Raw genomic sequence first — 19,052 nt, 5'->3', positions numbered from 1 at the left:
CCAATTCTGTGATCGCTCACAGAAATCCGTGAGCGTTCACAGACTCGACCGATCGTGAGGGCATCATGGTTCACTCAATCGACCGACGCAGGTTCCTGCGCGGGGTCGGTGGGCTCGGACTGGTCGCGGCGCTTCCTGGTGGGCTCGCCGCGTGCTCCAGCTCCGACGACGACCCGGCCGCCGCACCGCAGCCGTCCGGTGACCCGGACGCGCCGGCCAAGCTGACGTTCTGGACCTGGACGACCGGGATCGACAAGGTCGTCGCGATCTGGAACCAGCAGAACCCGACCCAGCAGGTCACCGTCAGCGCCCAGGCGCAGGGCGAGGAACTGCTGACCAAGATCGTCACCGCGCACCGCGCGGGCAACCCGCCGGACCTGATCCACGCGGAGTACCAGGCGCTGCCGGTGCTGATCACCAACGGCGTGACGGCGGACCTGAGCGGACTGGCCGCCGAGGTGAAGGGGGCGTTCACCGACGGCACCTGGGCGCTGACGTCGTTCGGCGGCAAGACGTACGCGATCCCGCAGGACGTCGGGCCGATGATGCTCTACTACCGCGAGGACCTGTTCCAGCAGTTCGGGCTGACCGTGCCGAAGACCTGGGACGAGTTCGGCGCGCTGGCCGAGCAGGTCCGCAGCAAGGACTCCAAGCGGTACCTCGCGACCTTCTCCTCCGGCGACCCGGGCTGGTTCGCCGGGCTGGCCGAGCAGGCCGGGGCGAACTGGTGGACCAACGACAACGGCACCTGGTCGGTCGGCATCAACGACGAGCCGACCAAGAAGCTGGCCTCGTTCTGGGGCGACCTGGTCAACGCCGGAACCCTGCAGGGCAAGCCGATGTACACGCCGGAGTGGAACAAGGCGATGAGCGACGGGACCCTGCTCGCCTGGCCGAGCGCGGTCTGGGGCGCAGGCGTCCTGCAAGGGGTCGCGCCGACCACCAAAGGCAAGTGGAAGATGGTCCCGATGCCGCAGTGGGACGCCACTGCGGCGACCGGCTTCTGGGGCGGTTCGGCGACCGCGATCGCGGCCAAGTCGAAGCAGACCGCGCAGGCGCAGAAGTTCGTCAAGTGGCTGAACACCGACCCGGCCGCGCTCGAGGCCTTCGTCACCTCCGGCGGCATCTACCCGGCCGCGACGGCCGGCCAGTCGACGCCCGCGCTGAGCAAGGCACCGGCGATGATGCCGAACCAGCCCACCTTCTTCACCGAGGCCGCGACGATCGCCAAGACCGCGCGCGGCTTCACCTGGGCGCCGAACGTCAACGTCACCTACAGCCAGTACTCCGACCTGTTCGCCAAGGCGGTCCAGACCAAGGGCGACTTCGCCGCCGCCGTCGACCAGCTGCAGGCGGCCTCGGTCGCGGACCTGAAGAAGCAGGGCTTCCAGGTCAAGGAGTCCTGAGGTGTCGGCCGTTCCGCTGAGGGTGCGCCGCCCACGACGAGAGGGCGGCGCGGCGCCGTACGTGTTGATGCTCCCGGCCATCATCCTGCTGGTGCTGTTCCTGCTGGTCCCGATCGGCTACACGCTCTGGCTCAGCCTCCGGGCCTCCCGCGTCACCGGCGGCGGGCTCGGGCTGCGCAAGGAGACGTTCGTCGGCCTGGCCAACTACGCCGGAGCGATCACCGACTCGGCGTACGCGCAGTCGGTCGTGAGGATGCTCGGGTACGGCGTGATCGTGGTCCCGGTGATGCTCGGGCTCGCGCTGCTGTTCGCCCTGCTGCTCGACTCCCAGGGCGCGCGGCTGAAGTCGTTCACCCGGCTCGGCATCTTCCTTCCGTACGCCGTACCAGGCGTGATCGCCTCACTGCTGTGGGGCTTCCTCTACCTGCCGGGCGTGAGCCCGATCCGGGCCACCCTGGAGAAGATCGGGCTGCCCGCGCCCGACTTCCTCGGGCCGGACACCGTCCTGTTCTCGGTCGCCAACATCGGGATCTGGGGCGGCGTCGGCTTCAACATGATCGTGCTCTACACCGCCCTGCGCGGCCTGCCCGAGGAACTGCAGGACGCCGCCCGGGTGGACGGCGCGAGCGAGCTCCAGATCGCCTTGCGGATCAAGGTCCCGCTGATCGCGCCGGCCCTGGTGATGACCGGGATCTTCTCGCTGATCTCGTCGCTGCAGGTGTTCAGCGAGCCGTCGACGCTGCAACCGCTGACCGACTCGATCTCGTTCACCTGGGTGCCGCTGATGACGATCTACCGTGACGCCTTCGTGAACAACGACATCTACACCGCGGCCGCCGCCTCGGTGCTGCTCGCGGCCGGCACGCTCGCGGTCTCGCTCGCCGTCCTGAGCTTCCTGCAGAAGCGGGCCTTCGGGGAGGACCGATGACCACCGCCGTCCTGGAGCGCTCGGCTCCCACCGTCCGGACCACCGCGCGCAAGCCGCGCAAGACCCGGTACGTCTCCACCGCGATCTTGTTGCTCGGGGCCCTCTACTGCCTGATGCCGGTGGCCTGGGTCGTGATCGCCGCGACCAAGGGCCCGAACGACCTGTTCACCACGTTCTCGTTCTGGCCGAGCTTCAACGGCGGCTTCGAGTACAACCTGCGCACGCTGCTGGAGTTCCGCTCCGGCATCTTCTGGAAGTGGGCCCTCAACAGCCTCCTGTACGCCGGCGCCGGCTCGCTGCTGTCGGTCGCGGTCTCGGTGACCGCGGGCTACGCGCTGGCCAAGTACCGGTTCGCCGGCCGGGAGGCGATCTTCCGGTGCATCCTGGCCGGCGTCCTGGTCCCGCAGATCACGCTCGCCGTTCCGCAGTACCTGCTGATGTCCAAGCTCGGCCTGGTCAACTCGTACTGGTCCGTCCTGCTGCCGAGCATCATCAGCCCGTACTGCATCTACCTGTCGAGGATCTACGCCGCGGCCGTGGTCTCCGACGACATGCTGGAGGCGGGCCGGATCGACGGCGCGGGGGAGTACCGGCTGGCCTGGTCGATCGGCCTGCCGCCGATGATCCCGGGCATGATCACGGTGTTCCTGCTGCAGTTCGTCGCGATCTGGAACAACTTCCTGCTGCCCTACATCATGATCTCCGACGACCGGCACTTCCCGATGACGGTCGGCCTGTTCTCGATGCTCAACCAGGGCGCCAGCCAGCCCGCGCTGTACTCGCTGGTGATCATGGGCGCCTTCCTCTCGGTGCTGCCGCTGATCGCGCTCTTCCTGTTCCTGCAGCGCTACTGGCGCATCGACCTGGTCAGCGGCGCCGTCAAGGGCTGACCCCACCGCACACTCTCTGGAGGACCTCTATGTCTGACGCACGTTTTCCCGACGGTTTCGTCTGGGGCGCCGCGACCGCGGCGTACCAGGTGGAGGGCGCGGTGGACGCCGACGGGCGTGGCCCGTCGATCTGGGACACCTTCACCAAGGTCCCGGGTGCCATCGCCGGCGGGGACACCGGGGACGTCGCGTGCGACCACTACCACCGGTACCCCGAGGACGTGGCGCTGATGGCCGACCTCGGGCTCGGCGCGTACCGGTTCTCGATCGCCTGGCCGCGGATCCAGCCGGACGGCTCGGGTGCGCTCAACCAGAAGGGCATCGACCACTACCGCCGGGTGGTGGACGAGCTGCTCGCGCGCGACCTCACGCCGTACGTGACGCTCTACCACTGGGACCTGCCACAAGCCCTGCAGGACAAGGGCGGCTGGGCCGCGCGGGACACGGCGTACAGGTTCGCCGAGTACGCCGGAGTGGTGCACGACGCGCTGGGTGACGTGGTGAAGCAGTGGATCACGCTGAACGAGCCGAAGGTCTCCAGCCATGCCGGGTACGGCGACGGCATCCATGCGCCGGGCATCAAGGACCAGGACCAGCGCAACCGGGCTCTGCACCACCTGCTGCTCGCCCACGGGCTCGGCCTGCAGGTACTGCGTGACGGTCGCCATGCGGCCGGCCAGTCGGTCGGGCTGACGCTGGACGTCAGCCCGGTCGAGGGAGCTACGTCGAGTGAGGCCGACCAGGCGGCGGCCCGCAGGCTGGACGGGGACAGCCACCGGCTCTTCCTGGACCCGGTACTGCGGGGCGCCTACCCGGAGGACGCTCTGGAGCGGCTCGGGAGCTTCGAGTGGGTGCAGGACGGCGACCTGCCGCTGATCAGCGCGCCGATCGACTTCCTGGGCATCAACTACTACCGGCGGATGCTCGTCCAGGCCACCGAGACCGGACCGCTGTTCGCCAGGACCGTGCTGCCCGAGGGCGTCCCGGTCACGGCGGTCGACTGGCCGGTCCAGCCGGACGGGCTGCGTGAGGTGGTCGCGGACCTCACTGCGGCGTACGACGGACTGCCGCCGCTCTACATCACCGAGAACGGCGCGGCGTACGACGACGTACCGGCTGCTGACGGGTCGGTCGACGACCCGCTGCGGGTGGACTACCTGCAGGGCCACCTGCTCGCGCTGCACCAGGCGATCCAGGACGGCGTCGACGTGCGCGGCTACTTCGTCTGGACGCTGCTGGACAACTTCGAGTGGGCGGAGGGGTTCGCCAAGCGCTTCGGTGTGGTCCACGTCGACTACGCGACGCAGCAGCGGACTCCGAAGACCAGTGCCGGCTGGCTCGGCCAGGTGGCCCGCGGCAACGCCGTACCCCGGCGGTGAGCGGCAACAGTCCGGCCGCCTGAGATGATGAGGCCGCGCCAGGGCACAACGAGGAGTGGGACACGTGGCAGGCAGGACGTCATCCAGGACCAAGGCGGAACCGCCGGTGGTCCATCCCAAGTCCCGTGGCGCGGCCCGGCGAGCGATGCGGCGTGGTCCGACCATCGACGACGTCGCCGAGCTGGCCGGAGTCTCCCGGGGCACGGTCTCCCGGGTGCTGAACGGCGGCCACTACGTCAGCGCCGCGTCGCTGGAGGCCGTGCAGCAGGCGATGGAGCAGACCGGCTACACGGTGAACCAGAGCGCCCGCAGCCTGGTCACCAAGCAGTCCAACGCGATCGGCTTCGTGCTGTCCGAGCCGCAGGAGCGCCTGTTCGAGGACCCGAACTTCAGCGTGCTGCTGCGCTCGTGCACCCAGGCGCTGGCCGAGCAGGACATCAACCTGGTGCTGATGCTGGAGACCAGCGACGAGGAGCGCAACCGGATCCTGCGCTACGTCCGCGGCGAGCACGTCGACGGCGTCCTGCTGATCTCCACCCACTCCGGCGACCCGCTGATCACCGAGCTGGCCCGGGCCGGCGTACCGGCTGTGGTGTGTGGGCGCCCGCTGGTCCCTGGCGACGTGCTGCCGTACGTCGCCGCCGACGACCGGGAGGGCGCGCGGCAGATGACCCGGTACCTGGTCGAGCAGGGGCACCAGCGGGTCGGCATGATCAGCGCGCCGCAGATCGCGGGTGGGCAGGAGCGGCTGCAGGGCTACCAGGACGTGCTCGGCCGGAAGGCGCTGAAGCGGCTGGTGGTGTCCGTGGACGACTACAGCCACGAGGCCGGCGTACGGGCTATGCATGAGCTGCTGGCCAAGAGCCCTGACCTGGATGCTGTGTTCGCTGCCTCCGATCTGCTCGCGTCGGGTGCGCTGGTCGAGCTGCGGCGGGCGGGGCGTCGCGTGCCGGACGACGTGGCGGTAGGTGGCTTCGACGACTCCCGCATCGCGCGCGAATCCGACCCGCCGCTCACCACGATCCGCCAGCCGCTCGAGCTGGTCGCTCGCGACATGGTGGACGTTCTGCTCCGCCAGATCCGCGGCGAGGAAGCCGCCACCCGCATCCTTCCGACGGAGCTGGTCATCCGCGAGTCCGCCTAGCGGATGAACTGGTCGACGTAGTCGGCGCCGAGGCCGTTGGCGGCGTAGTGGTCGCGGCAGAGCTGGATCTTGGTGAAGGTGTCCTCGTAGCCGGTCTGGTGGCCGTCGTCGTCGACGTAGATCATCGCGCCCGAGATGTTGAAGAACGTGATCATCTCGCCGGTGTCCTCGGGGACGCGCAGGGTGTGGATCTCACCGGGCGGCTCGTAGACGAACGAGCCGGTCTCGGCGACCCACTCGTGCTCGTCGTACTGCCACTTGCCCTTGATCACGTACCCGAACACGGCACTCGGGTGCCGGTGCCGCGAGACGATGCCGGACCGGGTCACCTTGAGCAGGTTGCACCACTGGCCGGTGATCGTGTTCAGCATCAGCGGGCGGAACCACACGTCGGGCGCCTGCGGGACCCAGATGCGGTCGTCGTCCGGCACCGCCTGGACCGCGATCTCCAGCGGTACGGCGGTCGAGATGGGGATCTGGCTCACGGGTCTCCTTCAGGCGCTCAGGTAGCCGCCGTCGACGGGCAGGACGGCACCGGTGACGAAGCCCGCGTCGGGGCCGGTGAGGAACGCGATCGCGCCGGCCACCTCGGCCGGCGTCCCCCAGCGGGCCATCGGGGTCCGGCCGAGGATGCGATCGGAGGCGTCGGGGTCCGCCTGGAGCGCGGCGGTCAGGTCGGTCGCGATCCAGCCCGGCGCGACGGCGTTCACGCGGATGCCCTCGGCCGCCCAGGCGACCGCGAGCGAGCGGGTCAGCTGCACGATGCCGCCCTTGCTGGCGCTGTACGCCGGGACGAGCGGCCCGCCGAAGTAGCTCAGCATCGAGGCCACGTTGACGATGCAGCCCTTGGCGGCGGCCAGTGCGTCGTGCGCGGCCTCGGCGGCGCGCATCGCGCCGGTGAGGTTGATCGCGAGCACCTCGGCGAACACCTCCGGCCGGTGCTCGGCGCCGCGGCGGATGATCCCGGCGGCGTTGACGAGCACGTCCAGCTCGTCGTACGGCTTGATGAGATCTTCGAGGTCGGTGGGTGAGCGGAGGTCGAGGGCGCGGAGCTCCGCCACCTGACGAAGCTCCGCCGGCGCCGCGTCCGGGTCGAGGCCGGCCGCGACCACGGTCGCCCCGTCGCTCGCCAGCCGCAGCGCGGCAGCGGCACCGATCCCGCTGGTCCCGCCGATCACCAACGCTGTCCGACCTGGCATGCGTCGATCCTCTGCAGTTGCCGCTGGGCTGACCAGGGATTCCCGGATGCCGGATAGGTCCGATCCGCCCTCACCCCGCGCGCACCTAGTAAGTACCAGCCACCGATCGGGGGTCGGTACTTGGTAGGTGCCGGGGGATGATCCTTCGGATGCAGCGCCACACAAAGGAGAAGCGGGGGAAGCCGGGGGAGGGCCCGGGCTTCCCCCGCTTCGGGGAGGGTGAGAGTCGGACGGGGGCATCCGGCCTCTCCGGGGAGGTCAGTCGAAGCTGTGGTCGATGCGGTGGTGGTAGCGCTGGCCGGCCTTGCCGCCGATGATCGCGGCCAGCAACGTCACGACGAGGACGGCAGCACCGAGGATCATTCCGCCGGTGGTGAGGTCGGCGTCGGCGATCGGGATCGACGGTAGGTCCACGCGGTCCAGGACGTCGTACTGCGACCCGGCCAGAGCGCCGATCCCGGCGACGACCAGCGTCACCGCGACGCCGATGCCCCAGACGCCGAAGCCCTGCCGCGCGCCGTCGAACCGCGCGAGCCGGCCGGCGACGTACCCGCCGTTGTAGTAGGCGATCGCGAGGACGACGACCAGCAGCGCGCCGGACACGATCCCGATCGTGCCGGCCTGCTCGTCGATCAGCCCGCGGTCGATGGTGACCGCGTAGTCGACCGCCGCCGCGACGGCGCCGACGATGCCGGTCAGCAGCACGATCAGGCCGACCGCGATCAGCCAGCCGAAGAACGCCGAACCACCCTTGAACCCGCGGTAGGCCGGGTCCACCTCGGCCGCGCTGGACGTCGCTACCGGCGAGCGGTGCAGCGGCTTGCGCTCGTCGACCGGACCTTCCTCGACGACGACCGGTTGCGTCGCCGTCCGGTCGGGCGTGAAGCGTTGTTCGGGCGGACCGACGCGCCCGTCGGTATCGTCGCGGTACTGCTGGACCATGGCTGTTCTCCTCACAGTGACGGCCCCGTCTCTCACCTCCCGTACCCGGCCGTACACGCGCACATGCACCGCGTCCGATTCCCGGGTGGTGCGGGCGTGTCTCTCGGCCCCTCGCCTACTGCGCGGCACTCGGCACGGCACCTCAGCGCACTGGAGCGAAGACCACGATGGAAAAACATCGAGGCCTTCACTCCAGCACGCTGAGCTACCGCACCGAGCACCTGCTCGCTACGGCGAGGGACCGAGAGACACGCCCTAGTCCAGCTCAGCGTCGATCTTGTCGTGGAAGCGGCGGCCGGCGCGGCCGCCGAGGATGGCGAAGAGCAGCGTGAGCAGCACGGCCGCGCCCGCGGTCGCCAGGCCGCCGTACAGGAGGAGGTCGGAGTCGAGCGTGCCCAGGCGCAGCGGCAGGTCCGTGCGGTCGAAGCGGCTGACCGTGTCGTACCAGACGTTCAGCGCGGCGCCGATCCCCGCGATGAGCACGACCACCAGCACGGTGATCAGCCAGACGCCGAAGCCCTGCCGCTTCCCGTCGAAGCGCGCGAGCCGGCCGGCGACGTACCCGCCGCAGAAGTACGCCAGGCTCAGCACGATCGTCACGCCGACCGCCCCGGCCAGCGCGACCTCGGTCGGTCGCTGCCGGGCGTCGACCGCCGTGTAGTCGAGGAAGTAGCCGGCCAGCCCACCGATCCCGGCGACCACCAGGCTCAGGAAGACCGTCATCGACAGCGCGATCAGCCAGCCGAAGAAGGCCGCCCCGGCCTTGAACCCCCGGTACGCCGGCACCTCGGTCTCGACGCCTTCGGTTTCGCTCTCCGGCTGGTCCGGAACGATCCGGACCGTCGACATCGCCCGGTGAGCCGCCGCCCGCGCTTCCTCGTAGCGCCGCGTGCTCGTGTCGGGCCGCAACTCGGTCAGCGTGCCAGGATCTTCGTACGGCTGGACCACAACAGTTCTCCTCACGGGGGGCGCCTCGTGCCGGGGCCTACCCAGGAGTTGCGCGGCTCATTCACGCGATGCGGCAGATTTGTCCGAAATCTTGGAGACCGGGGCGGACGTGCACCACTCATTAACCTCTCGGTCGCCGGCAGGCTCACGCTCGGCGGGGTGCGGTGTCGGGGCGAGCGGCGAGGTTGGTGAGTGGTGCGCGTCCGCGTCCTGGTCAGACCGCCGGATAGCGACGCGGAGTGAACACCAGCGGCCCGCCCGGACGCTCGACCGACCGGGTCTGCGAGGACCCGATCAGCAGCAGGCAGCGCATGTCGACGGTCGCCGGGTCGAGCTCACCGAGCGTGGTGATCGTGACGGACTCGTTCGCTCCGCCGACATCGCGGCCGACGACCACCGGCGTCCCCGGGTCGCGGTGCTCGAGCAGCAGCTCCCGGGTCGCGGCGACCTGCCAGGTGCGCGACTTGGACGCCGGGTTGTAGATCGCGATCGCCAGGTCCGCGGTCGCCGCCGCGGTCAGGCGGGCGGCGATCACGTCCCACGGCTTGAGGCGGTCCGAGAGCGACAGCACGCAGTAGTCGTGGCCGAGCGGCGCGCCGGCCCGGCTGGCGACGGCCTGCGCGGCGGTCATGCCGGGCAGGACGTGGACGGCGAGGTCGGCGTACTCGGGTTCGGCGGCGACCTCGGTGACCGCGCTGGCCATCGCGAAGACGCCGGGGTCGCCGGAGGAGACCACGACGACCCGGGACCCCTTGCGGGCGAGGTCGAGCGCGAACGCGGCCCGCTCGGACTCGACCTTGTTGTCCGAGCCGTGCTTGCGCTGGCGGGCCCGGTCGGGCAGGCGATCGACGTACGGGCCGTAGCCGATCACGTCGTCAGCAGAGGCGAGCGCGGCCCGAACCTCGGGCGTCATCCACTCCGGCCCGGCCGGACCGAGCCCGACAACGGTCACCGAACCTTCGTCTTGTTTCTGCTGTTCCGGCCTCTCGAACGTGTTGTTGATCGGGCTCGGCAGCAGCGCCAACGAGAAGTACGGCACTTCGCTCGGATCCACGTCGGCGAGCTTGGCAGTGCGTTGCTTGTCAGTGGTCGCGCGTTCGACGTACCAGGCCTCGTCCGCGCGCCCCGCCAGTTCGAACGCCTCGCGCACATTCCCGAACGTCCGCCCGAGCTTCATCACGGCCGCAGCATCGGTCTCCCGCAGCTTCTGCGCGAGCACATCCGGCGGCAGCGTCCCCGGCAGCACCGTCAGGATCTCGTCGCGCTCACACAACGGCCGACCCAGTACGGCGGCCGCCGCGCTCACCGACGTCACCCCCGGCACAACCTCGCACTCGTACCGATCCGCCAGCCGCTTGTGCATGTGCATGTAGGACCCGTAGAACAGCGGATCCCCCTCGGCCAGTACGACGACGTCGCGCCCGGCGTCGAGATGCGCCGCCAACCGCTGAGCGCACTCCGCGTAGAAGTCGTCCATCGCACCCTGGTACCCACCCGGGTGATCGGTCGTCTCCGTTGTCAGCGGGTAGACCAGGTGCTCCTCGACCTGACCGTCCCGCAGGTACGGCGCCGCGACCGAGCGGGCGATGCTCCGCCCGTGCCGCGCGCTGTGGAACGCGATCACGTCGGCCGCGCCGATCAGTCGCGCGGCCTTCACCGTCACCAGTTCGGGGTCGCCCGGGCCGAGCCCGACACCCCACAGCCGTCCGGTCACTCTTCCTCGCTAGCGATCGCGTTGATGGCGGCGGCGGTGATCGCACTGCCGCCCCGGCGGCCGCGGACGACCAGGTACTCCAGCCCCAGGTCGTTCGCCGCCAGAGCCTCCTTGGACTCGGCCGCCCCGATGAACCCGACCGGGATCCCCAGGACGGCGGCCGGCTTGGGCGCGCCGTCGCGAATCAGCTCGAGCAACCGGAACAGCGCCGTCGGAGCGTTGCCCACGGCAACCACTGCCCCTTCGAGCCGGTCACCCCAGAGGTCCAGCGCCGCCGCACTCCGGGTAGTCCCCAAGCTCTTCGCCAGCTCCGCCACCGACGGGTCGCTCAACGTGCAGACGACCTCGTTGTCCTTGGGGAGCCGACGCCGCGTGACACCCGCCGCGACCATCGCCGCGTCGCAGAAGATCGGCGCACCCTGCTGCAGCGCTTGGCGGGCAGCCTTCACCACCCCGGAGGACCACGCGATGTCCGAGACCAGATCGGTCATCCCGCAGGCGTGGATCATCCGCACGGCGACCTGCGCGACGTCCGGCGGCAGGTCACCGAGCGCGGCCTCGGCCCGGATCGTCGCGAACGACCGCCGGTAGATCTCGGCCCCGTCGGTCTCGTACTCGTACTGGCTCACCGCATCCTCATCACACTCTGCTCGGCGGTCACGGCCTCTGAACCGTCGACCGAGTACCCGTCGGTCAGCGCGAGCACGTCCACGAAGTCTCCCGCGGGCTGCCCACACCGCCGCTCACATCCGGACCAGTGCACCGGCCTGCGTCCTGGCTGAAGCGTCGGCGTCACCCGCCGCGCGTCCCGCCGTACGTCGGCCAGCGCCTTGCCACAGCCAGGCTTGCCGGCGCACGCCGTCACCCTGGTCCACGGCGACTCACCGTCCACCACCAGGCCGGTCTGCTGCAGCCGGTCGACGTCGCCACCGACCACCACCACCGACCGCCACGGTGTCACCCGCAGGTGCTCGGCCTCAGCCAGTACGGCGGCTTGCTCCGGCCCCAGACTCCCCAACGGCACGGTCGCCACCAGCAACTCCGGTCCGTAGACGCCGGCCCGCACGGGCTGGCCTTCCGCCAGCTCCCCAGCCATCTGCCCAACCGACCTGCTGTACCCCAGCCTGCTCAGCACCCTGGCCACACCATCCGCCAGCTCACCCAGCCGCCACTCGCCGTCCCGCTCCTCCAGGAACGCCTCAGCCGCCCGCAGCATCACCTGCGGAGCCTCAGCCGGCGCCAGCCGCACCCCGCTGTCCACACCAGCCAGCAGCAACGCCAGCTGGCCGCCAACAACCCGCACCCCGACATCAGCCCCGACGGCGGCCAGGTCTCCACGCCCGTCGTCCAGCGTGAACAGGAACCGCCCCGGCAGCTCAGCCAGCCGCGGCGAAGCACACAGCGCGCGGTCCAGCTCGGCGACCAGCGGCTGCACGGCGTACGACCCGTCGAGCCCGGACAGGGGAGAGGCCAGGATGTTCCGGACCCGCTCGTGCGTGATCGACGGCAGCAGGCCGGCGTCGTACAGGCGGTCGGACAGCTCCTCCGGAGCCTTGAGCGCCCGGATCTGGATGTTCCCCCGCGAGGTGAGCTCCAAATTTCCGTCGCCCAGCTCAGCAGAGGCCGTGGCGAGCACCCGCAGCTGCTCCGGGCTCAGCACCCCACCCGGCAGCCGGACCCGAGCCAGCCCGCCATCAGCCGCCTGGTGCACCGAGAGCACACCAGGACAGCGGTCCGGTTGACTCCTCCCAGTGCTGGCCACAGCCGTGATGCTACGTCCCACCCATCAGCTGTGTTCTGCGTCACCGCGGAGCAGCACCCCAGCCATCACGAGAGCGGTCAGCCCACCACACACCATCACCACCGACACGGACGTCCGGTCCAGCAGCAGTCCACCAGCCAGCGCCCCGGCGGACAGCGTCGCCTGGAACGACGAGGTGAACAGCACGGTCGCCGCCTCCCGCGCCTGAGGCGCCGCCGCCGCGAACCAGCTCATCGAGCAGACCGGCACCGCGCCGTACGCGAGGCCCCACACCACCAGCAGGCCGGCCGCTCCCAGCGTCGTCCGCCCGAGCAGCGGCAGCAGCAACGTCGCCAGCGCCAGCAGACAAGCCGCTGCGGTGAAGGTGAGACGCAGCCATCGGCCGACGGCCAGCCCGGCGACAGCGTTGCCGACCAGCCCCGCGACCCCGTAGACCAGCAGCAAGCTGCTGATCAGCTCAGGCCGGACGCCGGTCACCTCACGCAGGAACGGCGTCACATACGTGTACGTGCCGAAGTGGGCCACCACGATCAGACAGGTCGCCACCAACCCCACTCGCGTCTGCCTGAGCCGCAGTACCTCCCGCAGCACCGCCAGCCGGGTCACATCTTCAGCGGGCAGCGGCGGCACGAACAGGATGAGCGCCACCAGCACCAGCAGGCTCAGCCCGGCCAGCAGCACGAACGGGAACCGCCACCCACCGTGCTCTCCGAGGAACGTCCCGGCCGGTACGCCGAGGACCGACCCCAGCGGCACCGCCGAGAAGATCACCCCGGTCGCCCGCCCCGCCTGGTGCTCCGGCACCAGGCGTCCAGCGAGCCCGGCGCCGATCGACCAGAACCCACCGATCACCAGCCCGACCAGGACCCGTGAGACGAGCTCCAGCCAGTACGCACCGGCCGCCGCCGCGAGCAGGTCAGCACCGGCCAGCACGACCATCAGCACCCCGAGCATCACCCGCCGGTCGACCCGCCCGGTCGTCACGGTCACCACGGGCGCTGCCACGGCGGCGACCAGGCCGGGCGCCGTCATCAGCCAGCCTGTCCGCCCGGGTGACAGCCCGAAGTCGTTCCCGATCGGGGTCAGCAACCCGATCGGCAGGATCTCGGCCGTGACGATCGAGAAGATCCCGAGCGTCACGGCGACCACTCCGAGCCACCGGACCACCGGCGTACGCACCAGCACCGCACCAGACATGCGACCAGTCCACCTGGTTGCTACCGGCAACTCTGGCGGATTTCCGCCCTCCTGATCCACTACCGTGGTCGCCCGTGAGTATGACGAGGAACCCGGACCGCCTGGTGCTGTTCACCGACGCCGTCGTGGCCATCGCCGTCACGCTGCTCGTGCTGCCGCTGGTCGAGGTGGTGACGGAGTCGAAGACCGAGGGCCTGACCGCGGTCGAGGTGATCACCGAGCACCGGCCGCAGATCTTCACGTTCCTGCTGAGTTTCGTGGTGATCGTCCGGTTCTGGCTGGTGCACCACCGCGTCTTCGAGCACGTCCGCCGGTACAACACCCGCCTGATCCAGCTGAATCTCGGCTGGCTGCTGCTGATCGTCATCCTGCCGTTCCCGACCGAGATCATCGGGTCGTTCGAGTCCAGCCGGTTCACCAGCGGGCTCTACATCGGCACGATCTGGGTGCTCAGCCTCTGCCAGACCGGCCTGGTGCTGATGATCCAGCGGCACCCGGACATCGAGGACCCGGACAACCCGGTGACCCGCGGTGAACTGATCAACTCGATCGTCACCGCGGGCCTGTTCGGGCTGGCCTTCGTGCTCGCGGCCTTGGTTCCGCACGTCGCCTTCTACGCGCTGTTCCTGCTGTTCCTGACCCCCGTGATCAGCCGGCCGCTGGCCAGGAGGTACGGCTAGTTCCAGAAGTCGCAGTGGTGCTCGGCGGTCAGGTTGACCTTCTTGACTCCGCCCTGGTCGCTGGGTGCCAGTGAAAGGCCGTTGACGTCGCCACGCTTGACCGGTGCCCAGTGCGGACTGTCCGGCCCGTTCGGGTTGCCGGTACGAGCGAACGCCGTCCAGTAGTCGACCATCTGGTCCGACAGACGCTGCTGAGCCGGGGTAAGCGGTGCGTCCCAGCCGCCGAGCGCGAACAGGTACGGCAGCTCCGTCGCATGCGCGGCGCCCTGCCCTGCCTGCGACAGCGGCGAGTGCTTGTCAGCGAACTCGTACGCGTACACCGGTACCTTCCGCGCCGCCTGCTGGTCGCTGGCGACCTGCGTGCACGACCAGATCCGGTCCGTCGTCACCGTCGCCCAGGCTTCAGCGGCGGACGCGTACTTGGCGCGCGGGTACTCACGCAGTACGGCGGGAGCCCGCTTCGCCCCGACCATGTCCTTCACCAGCCGCGGGTAGTCCGCATCGGTGATCTTGCCGCCGTTGAACGCGGTCAGCCACGGCGTGGCCTCGTCGTGGTTGTTGCCGGACAGCACCGGCACCCGGTGGAACAGTCCGGCCTTCAGCGCCTTCGCCGGGCTCAGCGGCAGCGTCGCGGTACCGCCGTACGCGACCTGGGTGAACTGCATCGTCTCCGCGGTCAGTACGGCGGGGTCAGCGGCGCGCAGGCAGTCCAGCATCGCCTGACCGGGCCGGCACTTCAGCTTGTCCTTGCTCGCCGCGGCCCACTCGACACCGTTCTGCCGCACGCGGCTCTCGGGGACCCAGAACGAGTCAGCCGCCTGGCCGGGGTACTGGCTGTTCGCGGCCCAGCTGAACGCACAGGACCCGCTCTGCATGATCGCCTTGGAGAACAGCCCGACGGACGTCGGTGAGGTGAGCTGCGCGCAGGTACTCATCCCACCGGCCGACTCACCGGCCAGCGTGACGTTCCTGGGGTCTCCGCCGAAGCTGCGCGCGTTGCGCTGCACCCAGCGCAGGGCGGCCTGCTGGTCCTGGATCCCGTACGTGCCGGAGCCGCTCAGGCCCGGGTAGCCGAAGAACCCGAAGATGCCGAGCCGGTAGTTGACCGTCACCACGACGGCATCGCCACGGGTCGCCAGCTTGGCCGCGCCGTAGTTGCTGCCGGCCCCCATGAAGAAGCCGCCGCCGGGTACCCACACCACGACCGGGCGCGGCTTGGCCGACGCCTTCGCCGGGGTGGTGACGTTCAGGTAGAGGCAGTCCTCGGTGGTGGACCCACCGGGCGCCTCCTGGTTGTCCTGCTGGGGGCACGCGCTGCGGTACTGCGTGGCGTCGCGGACACCGGTCCACGGCTTCACCGGCTGCGGCGCCTTCCAGCGCAGGTCCTTGACCGGCGGAGCGGCGTACGGGACGCCGTTGAAGACCCGGGTCTCACCGGAGACCTCACCACGCAGTACGCCGGCGTCGGTGCGGACCTCCACCGCGTCGCTGGCGGAGGCGGTCACCTTGCTGGTCAGCAGCGCGGCCGGCACCAGCAGGAGCGCCAGTGCCAGCCGCACTTTCTTCTTACCGAGTTGTCTGGTCATGCCCAGCAGCCTCGGTCCTGGCGGGCCGGACCCGCTTCGGCCGGACGGCCAGGCCCACTACGACTTTGGTCGAACTAGCAGTAGAGATTGCCGCCCGGATCGGCGCCCAGCAAGGAGGTGAAGCGCTGGTACGCCTCGACCCTGCTCTGCACCTGGCCCGGGTTGCCGCCGTTGCACTCGATCGACCCGTTGATGCTGCGGATGGTCTCGCCGAAGCCGGCGCCGTTCACCATCGCGTTGTGCGGGGTCATCGTGCCCGGACCGGTCTGGGTGTTCCAGTACCACAGGCCGGTCTTCCAGGCGATCGCGGAGTTCTGCTCGACCTGCCAGGGGTTGCCGAGCAGGTCGATACCGAGGGCGTCGCCCGCGGCCTTGTAGTTGAAGTTCCAGCTCAGCTGGATCGGGCCACGGCCGTAGTACGCCGCCTGACCGGCCGGGCAGCCGTACGGCTGACCCCAGTCGCAGTAGTGCGGGTAGTTGGCCTCGTTGATCTCCTTGATGTAGACCAGCCCGCCGGTCTCGTGGTTGACGTTCGCGAGGAAGGCGGCGGCCTCACGTTTCTTGGTGGCGTCGTCGCCGGTGTTGGCGAAGCCGGGGTAGGCGCCGAGTGCGTCGACCAGGCCGGAGTAGGTGTAGAAGGGGTTCCGGCCCGGGAACATCTGGTTGAACTGGGACTCGCTGACCGGGAAGGCCTGGACGCCGTCCGGGGCTTGTTCGCGGGCGTCCGCTGGTGCGGTGAGCACCATCGAGAGCGCCGCTCCGAGCGCTACCAGAGCCGGCAGCGCGCGCACGAATCGTGGAGTTCTCATGATGATTCTCCTGTCCTCGACCGTGCCGGGTGGGGGCGGGGCACGGCCCGTTGGGGGCGGTGGGACAGGTTCGAAGCTATATGAAATCTCCCTGCATATCTACCGGTGGCCGCGTCGCAACAGGTAGGTGTCCATGATCCAGCCCTTGCGTTCACGGGCTTCCGCACGGATCTTCTCGATCTCGCCGGCCACCTCGGACAGCTTGCCGGCGACCAGCAGTTCGTCCGGCGTCCCGAGGTAGGCGCCCCAGAAGATGTCCGCGTCCTGGTCGGTGTGCGCGGTGAACGCGGTCTGCGCGTCGAGCATCACCACGACGTCGTCGACGCCTTCCGGCCACTCCTTCGCCAGCCGCCGTCCGGTCGTGATCTGGATCGGCTTGCCGACCTGGTTCAGCCCGATCCGGTGCTTCGCGGCGAGCGCCGACACGCTGCTGATCCCGGGGATCACCTCGATGCCGAAGTCGAGCTCGCCGCGCGCCAGGAGGTCGTCGAGAATCGCCAGCGTGCTGTCGTAGAGCGAGGGATCGCCCCACACCAGAAAAGCCCCGACCTGGTCGCCGCTCAACTCCCGCTCGATCATCCCCGCACAAACATCAGCCCGTCGGCGCCGCCAGTCGTCCACCGACTCCACGTACGCCGCACTGCCGCGATCCCGCTCAGGATCCCGCCCCACGACCACCTTCGCCCCCGGTGCGTACCGCTGGAGAATCTCGGTCCGCAGCTCGACGAGCTCCTGCTTGACCTCCCCCTTGTCGAGCACGAAGAACACGTCGGCCCGCTCGATCGCCCGCACGCCCTGCATCGTCAGCTGGTCCGGATCCCCGGCCCCGATCCCGATCACCAAGATCTCCATGGCGCAGGAGCCTAGTTCCCGCCTCCGGGTGAACGGCGTACGGTTAACTGCTAATTTAGCAGTCAGTAGAACCGATTGCTTGGGGGAGACCTGTGCCGACGGCCGAGGAAATGCTCAGTACGGAGTCGGTCGTCGCTCTGGGGAAGATCCTGCGCGCGGTGGAGCCGGGGCTCGAGTTCGCCGCGCTGCGGGGAGTGCCCGTTGAGCTCGCCGGGATGGCGTTCAGCGATCGTGGCCGGCTGGTGCGGGACGCGTTGCTCGCCGATCTGCCGGCCGGCTACGCCCCCGCCGACAAACTCTTCCGGGCAGCGCTGGCCAGAGACGACTTCAGCGGCTGGATGATCTGGCCTGTCACCGAAGCAGTCGCCGTACGGGCGACCGCAGCGGGCTCGTTCGAAGAAGGGCTGGAACTCCTTGCCCTGCTGACCCCTCGGCTCACCGCCGAGTTCGCGCTGCGGACCTTCCTCGCCGCCGACCTCGAGCGAACACTCGCGACGGTCGGCACCTGGACCAAGCACCCCGACGAGCACGTACGCCGTCTGGCCAGCGAAGGCACTCGCCCTCGGCTCCCGTGGGCCAAGCAGGTCCGCGAGATCCTCGCCCACCCCGAGGTCACCCGCGAGATCCTCGACGCCCTGCGCCACGGCGAATCGGCGTACGTCCGTCGCTCGGTCGCCAATCACCTCAACGACGTCAGCCGCGCCAACCCGGCACTGGCCGTCGACATCGCCACCAGCTGGCTCGCCGACGCCGCCGAAACCACACCGCAATTGGTCCGCCACGCCCTCCGCACTCTCATCAAGGCGGGCGACCCCGCAGCTCTCGCCCTCCTCGGCTACGCGCCACCCGCTGCCATCACCGTCGACGGCCCTCTGCTCTCCGTCGCAGGAGTCACCGTCGGCGAGTCCCTCGAGTTCACCTTCGACGCCCGCAACGAAGGCCCCGACGAGGTCCGCCTGGCGATCGACTACGTCGTGCACCACGTGAAGGCCAACGGCACGCTCACCCCGAAGGTCTTCAAACTCACCACGCGGACCCTCGCCCCCGGCGAATCCGTCAGCCTCGCCAAGCGCCACTCCTTCAAACCGATCTCCACCCGCCGGTACTACGACGGCGAGCACGCCCTGGAGCTCCAGATCAACGGCCACCCCTTCGGCCGCGCCACCTTCACCCTGACCACGGAGGCCTGAGATGACCATCCCCACCCCGCCCGACCCCACCGTCGCCGAAACGGTCAAACACCTGCCGCACGCGATCACCACGTACCTGCGCGAGTCGCAGCCCGGCCGCAAGGCCAACTTCCACGACCTGCTTCCCGCGTTCGCCGAGGACGCGACCGTCCTCGACGACGGCAACACCTACACCGGCCACGACGAGATCCGCCACTGGCGCGAAACCGCCGCCAGCGAATACACGTACACGCAAGACCTCACCCACGCGGAGAAGCTGGACGACACCCACTGGGTCCTCACCCACCACCTGGAAGGCAACTTCCCCGGCGGCGAGGTCGACCTCATCTACCGCTTCACCCTGGCCGGCGACGTCATCGCCTCGCTGGAGATCGCCCCCTGACGCAACGCCGGACGCCCACCACTCACCAACCCGCCGCCGAATCG

At 69.7% G+C, this 19,052-nt stretch carries 19 protein-coding genes; 8 read left to right on the top strand and 11 right to left on the bottom strand.

The genetic code is table 11. The features are described 5' to 3' along the window. Positions 1-65 precede the first annotated feature (65 nt). The 5 genes from HDA39_RS17905 (at position 66) to HDA39_RS17885 (ending at position 5,747) form a co-directional block, all read left to right on the top strand. Complete coding sequence (locus HDA39_RS17905) at positions 66-1,406, top strand: ABC transporter substrate-binding protein (RefSeq protein ID WP_184796432.1); 1,341 nt, start codon at positions 66-68, stop codon at positions 1,404-1,406. A 1-nt stretch (position 1,407) separates the two neighbouring features. Continuing rightward, positions 1,408-2,334, top strand: coding sequence for a carbohydrate ABC transporter permease (locus HDA39_RS17900; protein WP_337925783.1), 927 nt, complete (start codon positions 1,408-1,410; stop codon positions 2,332-2,334). Next, entirely contained in the window at positions 2,331-3,224 is an 894-nt protein-coding gene (locus HDA39_RS17895; RefSeq protein ID WP_184796430.1) for a carbohydrate ABC transporter permease, read from the top strand. Before HDA39_RS17900 ends, HDA39_RS17895 begins: the two co-directional genes overlap by 4 nt. A 29-nt stretch (positions 3,225-3,253) precedes the next feature. Continuing rightward, positions 3,254-4,603: a GH1 family beta-glucosidase gene (locus tag HDA39_RS17890; RefSeq protein ID WP_184796428.1), complete on the top strand. Its 1,350-nt coding sequence runs from the start codon at positions 3,254-3,256 to the stop codon at positions 4,601-4,603. 106 nt (positions 4,604-4,709) lie between these two features. Beyond that, entirely contained in the window at positions 4,710-5,747 is a 1,038-nt protein-coding gene (locus HDA39_RS17885) for a LacI family DNA-binding transcriptional regulator (protein WP_337925782.1), read from the top strand. On the opposite strand, the gene HDA39_RS17880 is transcribed toward HDA39_RS17885, so the two are convergent. The 8 genes from HDA39_RS17880 to HDA39_RS17845 form a co-directional block, all read right to left on the bottom strand. Beyond that, entirely contained in the window at positions 5,744-6,232 is a 489-nt protein-coding gene (locus HDA39_RS17880; protein WP_184796426.1) for a cupin domain-containing protein, read from the bottom strand. The genes HDA39_RS17885 and HDA39_RS17880 overlap by 4 nt on opposite strands. Positions 6,233-6,241: 9 nt before the next feature. Next, positions 6,242-6,946, bottom strand: coding sequence for an SDR family NAD(P)-dependent oxidoreductase (locus HDA39_RS17875; RefSeq protein WP_184796423.1), 705 nt, complete (start codon positions 6,944-6,946; stop codon positions 6,242-6,244). A 258-nt stretch (positions 6,947-7,204) separates the two neighbouring features. Next, on the bottom strand, positions 7,205-7,888 hold the full coding sequence (locus tag HDA39_RS17870) for a hypothetical protein (protein WP_184796421.1): 684 nt from the start codon (positions 7,886-7,888) through the stop codon (positions 7,205-7,207). A gap of 255 nt (positions 7,889-8,143) precedes the next feature. Continuing rightward, a complete protein-coding gene (locus HDA39_RS17865; protein WP_337925781.1) occupies positions 8,144-8,851 on the bottom strand; it encodes a 6TM ABC transporter family protein in 708 nt (235 codons plus the stop codon). 199 nt (positions 8,852-9,050) lie between these two features. Further along, on the bottom strand, positions 9,051-10,550 hold the full coding sequence (locus HDA39_RS17860; protein WP_184796419.1) for a precorrin-2 C(20)-methyltransferase: 1,500 nt from the start codon (positions 10,548-10,550) through the stop codon (positions 9,051-9,053). After that, the gene (locus HDA39_RS17855) at positions 10,547-11,179 is read right to left on the bottom strand and encodes a precorrin-8X methylmutase (RefSeq protein WP_184796417.1); all 633 of its coding nucleotides are present in this window, start codon (positions 11,177-11,179) and stop codon (positions 10,547-10,549) included. The genes HDA39_RS17860 and HDA39_RS17855 overlap by 4 nt, the downstream gene beginning before the upstream one ends. After that, positions 11,176-12,312, bottom strand: coding sequence for a precorrin-3B synthase (locus tag HDA39_RS17850; RefSeq protein ID WP_184796415.1), 1,137 nt, complete (start codon positions 12,310-12,312; stop codon positions 11,176-11,178). Before HDA39_RS17850 ends, HDA39_RS17855 begins: the two co-directional genes overlap by 4 nt. Before the next feature lie 24 nt (positions 12,313-12,336). Continuing rightward, positions 12,337-13,509: an MFS transporter gene (locus HDA39_RS17845; RefSeq protein ID WP_184796413.1), complete on the bottom strand. Its 1,173-nt coding sequence runs from the start codon at positions 13,507-13,509 to the stop codon at positions 12,337-12,339. Positions 13,510-13,589: 80 nt separating this feature from the next. Here HDA39_RS17845 and HDA39_RS17840 point away from each other — a divergent pair, with 80 nt between their 5' ends. Further along, entirely contained in the window at positions 13,590-14,189 is a 600-nt protein-coding gene (locus HDA39_RS17840) for a TMEM175 family protein (protein WP_238356764.1), read from the top strand. Here HDA39_RS17840 and HDA39_RS17835 read toward each other — a convergent pair. The 3 genes from HDA39_RS17835 to cobF all read right to left on the bottom strand — a co-directional run bounded on the left by HDA39_RS17835 (position 14,186) and on the right by cobF (position 17,436). After that, complete coding sequence (locus tag HDA39_RS17835) at positions 14,186-15,775, bottom strand: carboxylesterase/lipase family protein (protein WP_202893030.1); 1,590 nt, start codon at positions 15,773-15,775, stop codon at positions 14,186-14,188. The two genes, HDA39_RS17840 and HDA39_RS17835, sit on opposite strands and share 4 nt — an antisense overlap. A gap of 74 nt (positions 15,776-15,849) precedes the next feature. After that, positions 15,850-16,584 carry a chitinase gene (locus HDA39_RS17830; RefSeq protein WP_184796409.1) on the bottom strand — a complete coding sequence of 245 codons (735 nt, stop codon included), beginning with the start codon at positions 16,582-16,584 and terminating at the stop codon, positions 15,850-15,852. A 99-nt stretch (positions 16,585-16,683) separates the two neighbouring features. Further along, positions 16,684-17,436, bottom strand: a complete 753-nt coding sequence (gene cobF, locus HDA39_RS17825; RefSeq protein WP_184796407.1) for a precorrin-6A synthase (deacetylating) — start codon at positions 17,434-17,436, stop codon at positions 16,684-16,686. A gap of 110 nt (positions 17,437-17,546) precedes the next feature. Here cobF and HDA39_RS17820 point away from each other — a divergent pair, with 110 nt between their 5' ends. Next, positions 17,547-18,626, top strand: coding sequence for a DNA alkylation repair protein (locus tag HDA39_RS17820; RefSeq protein WP_184806201.1), 1,080 nt, complete (start codon positions 17,547-17,549; stop codon positions 18,624-18,626). Position 18,627: 1 nt separating this feature from the next. Beyond that, positions 18,628-19,008, top strand: coding sequence for a nuclear transport factor 2 family protein (locus HDA39_RS17815; protein WP_184796405.1), 381 nt, complete (start codon positions 18,628-18,630; stop codon positions 19,006-19,008). Positions 19,009-19,052: the final 44 nt, after the last annotated feature.

This window comes from Kribbella italica (assembly GCF_014205135.1).
Lineage (GTDB): Bacteria > Actinomycetota > Actinomycetes > Propionibacteriales > Kribbellaceae > Kribbella > Kribbella italica.
Note: the sequence above shows the minus strand (reverse complement) of the source record. Positions and strands in the feature narration are given on the sequence as shown.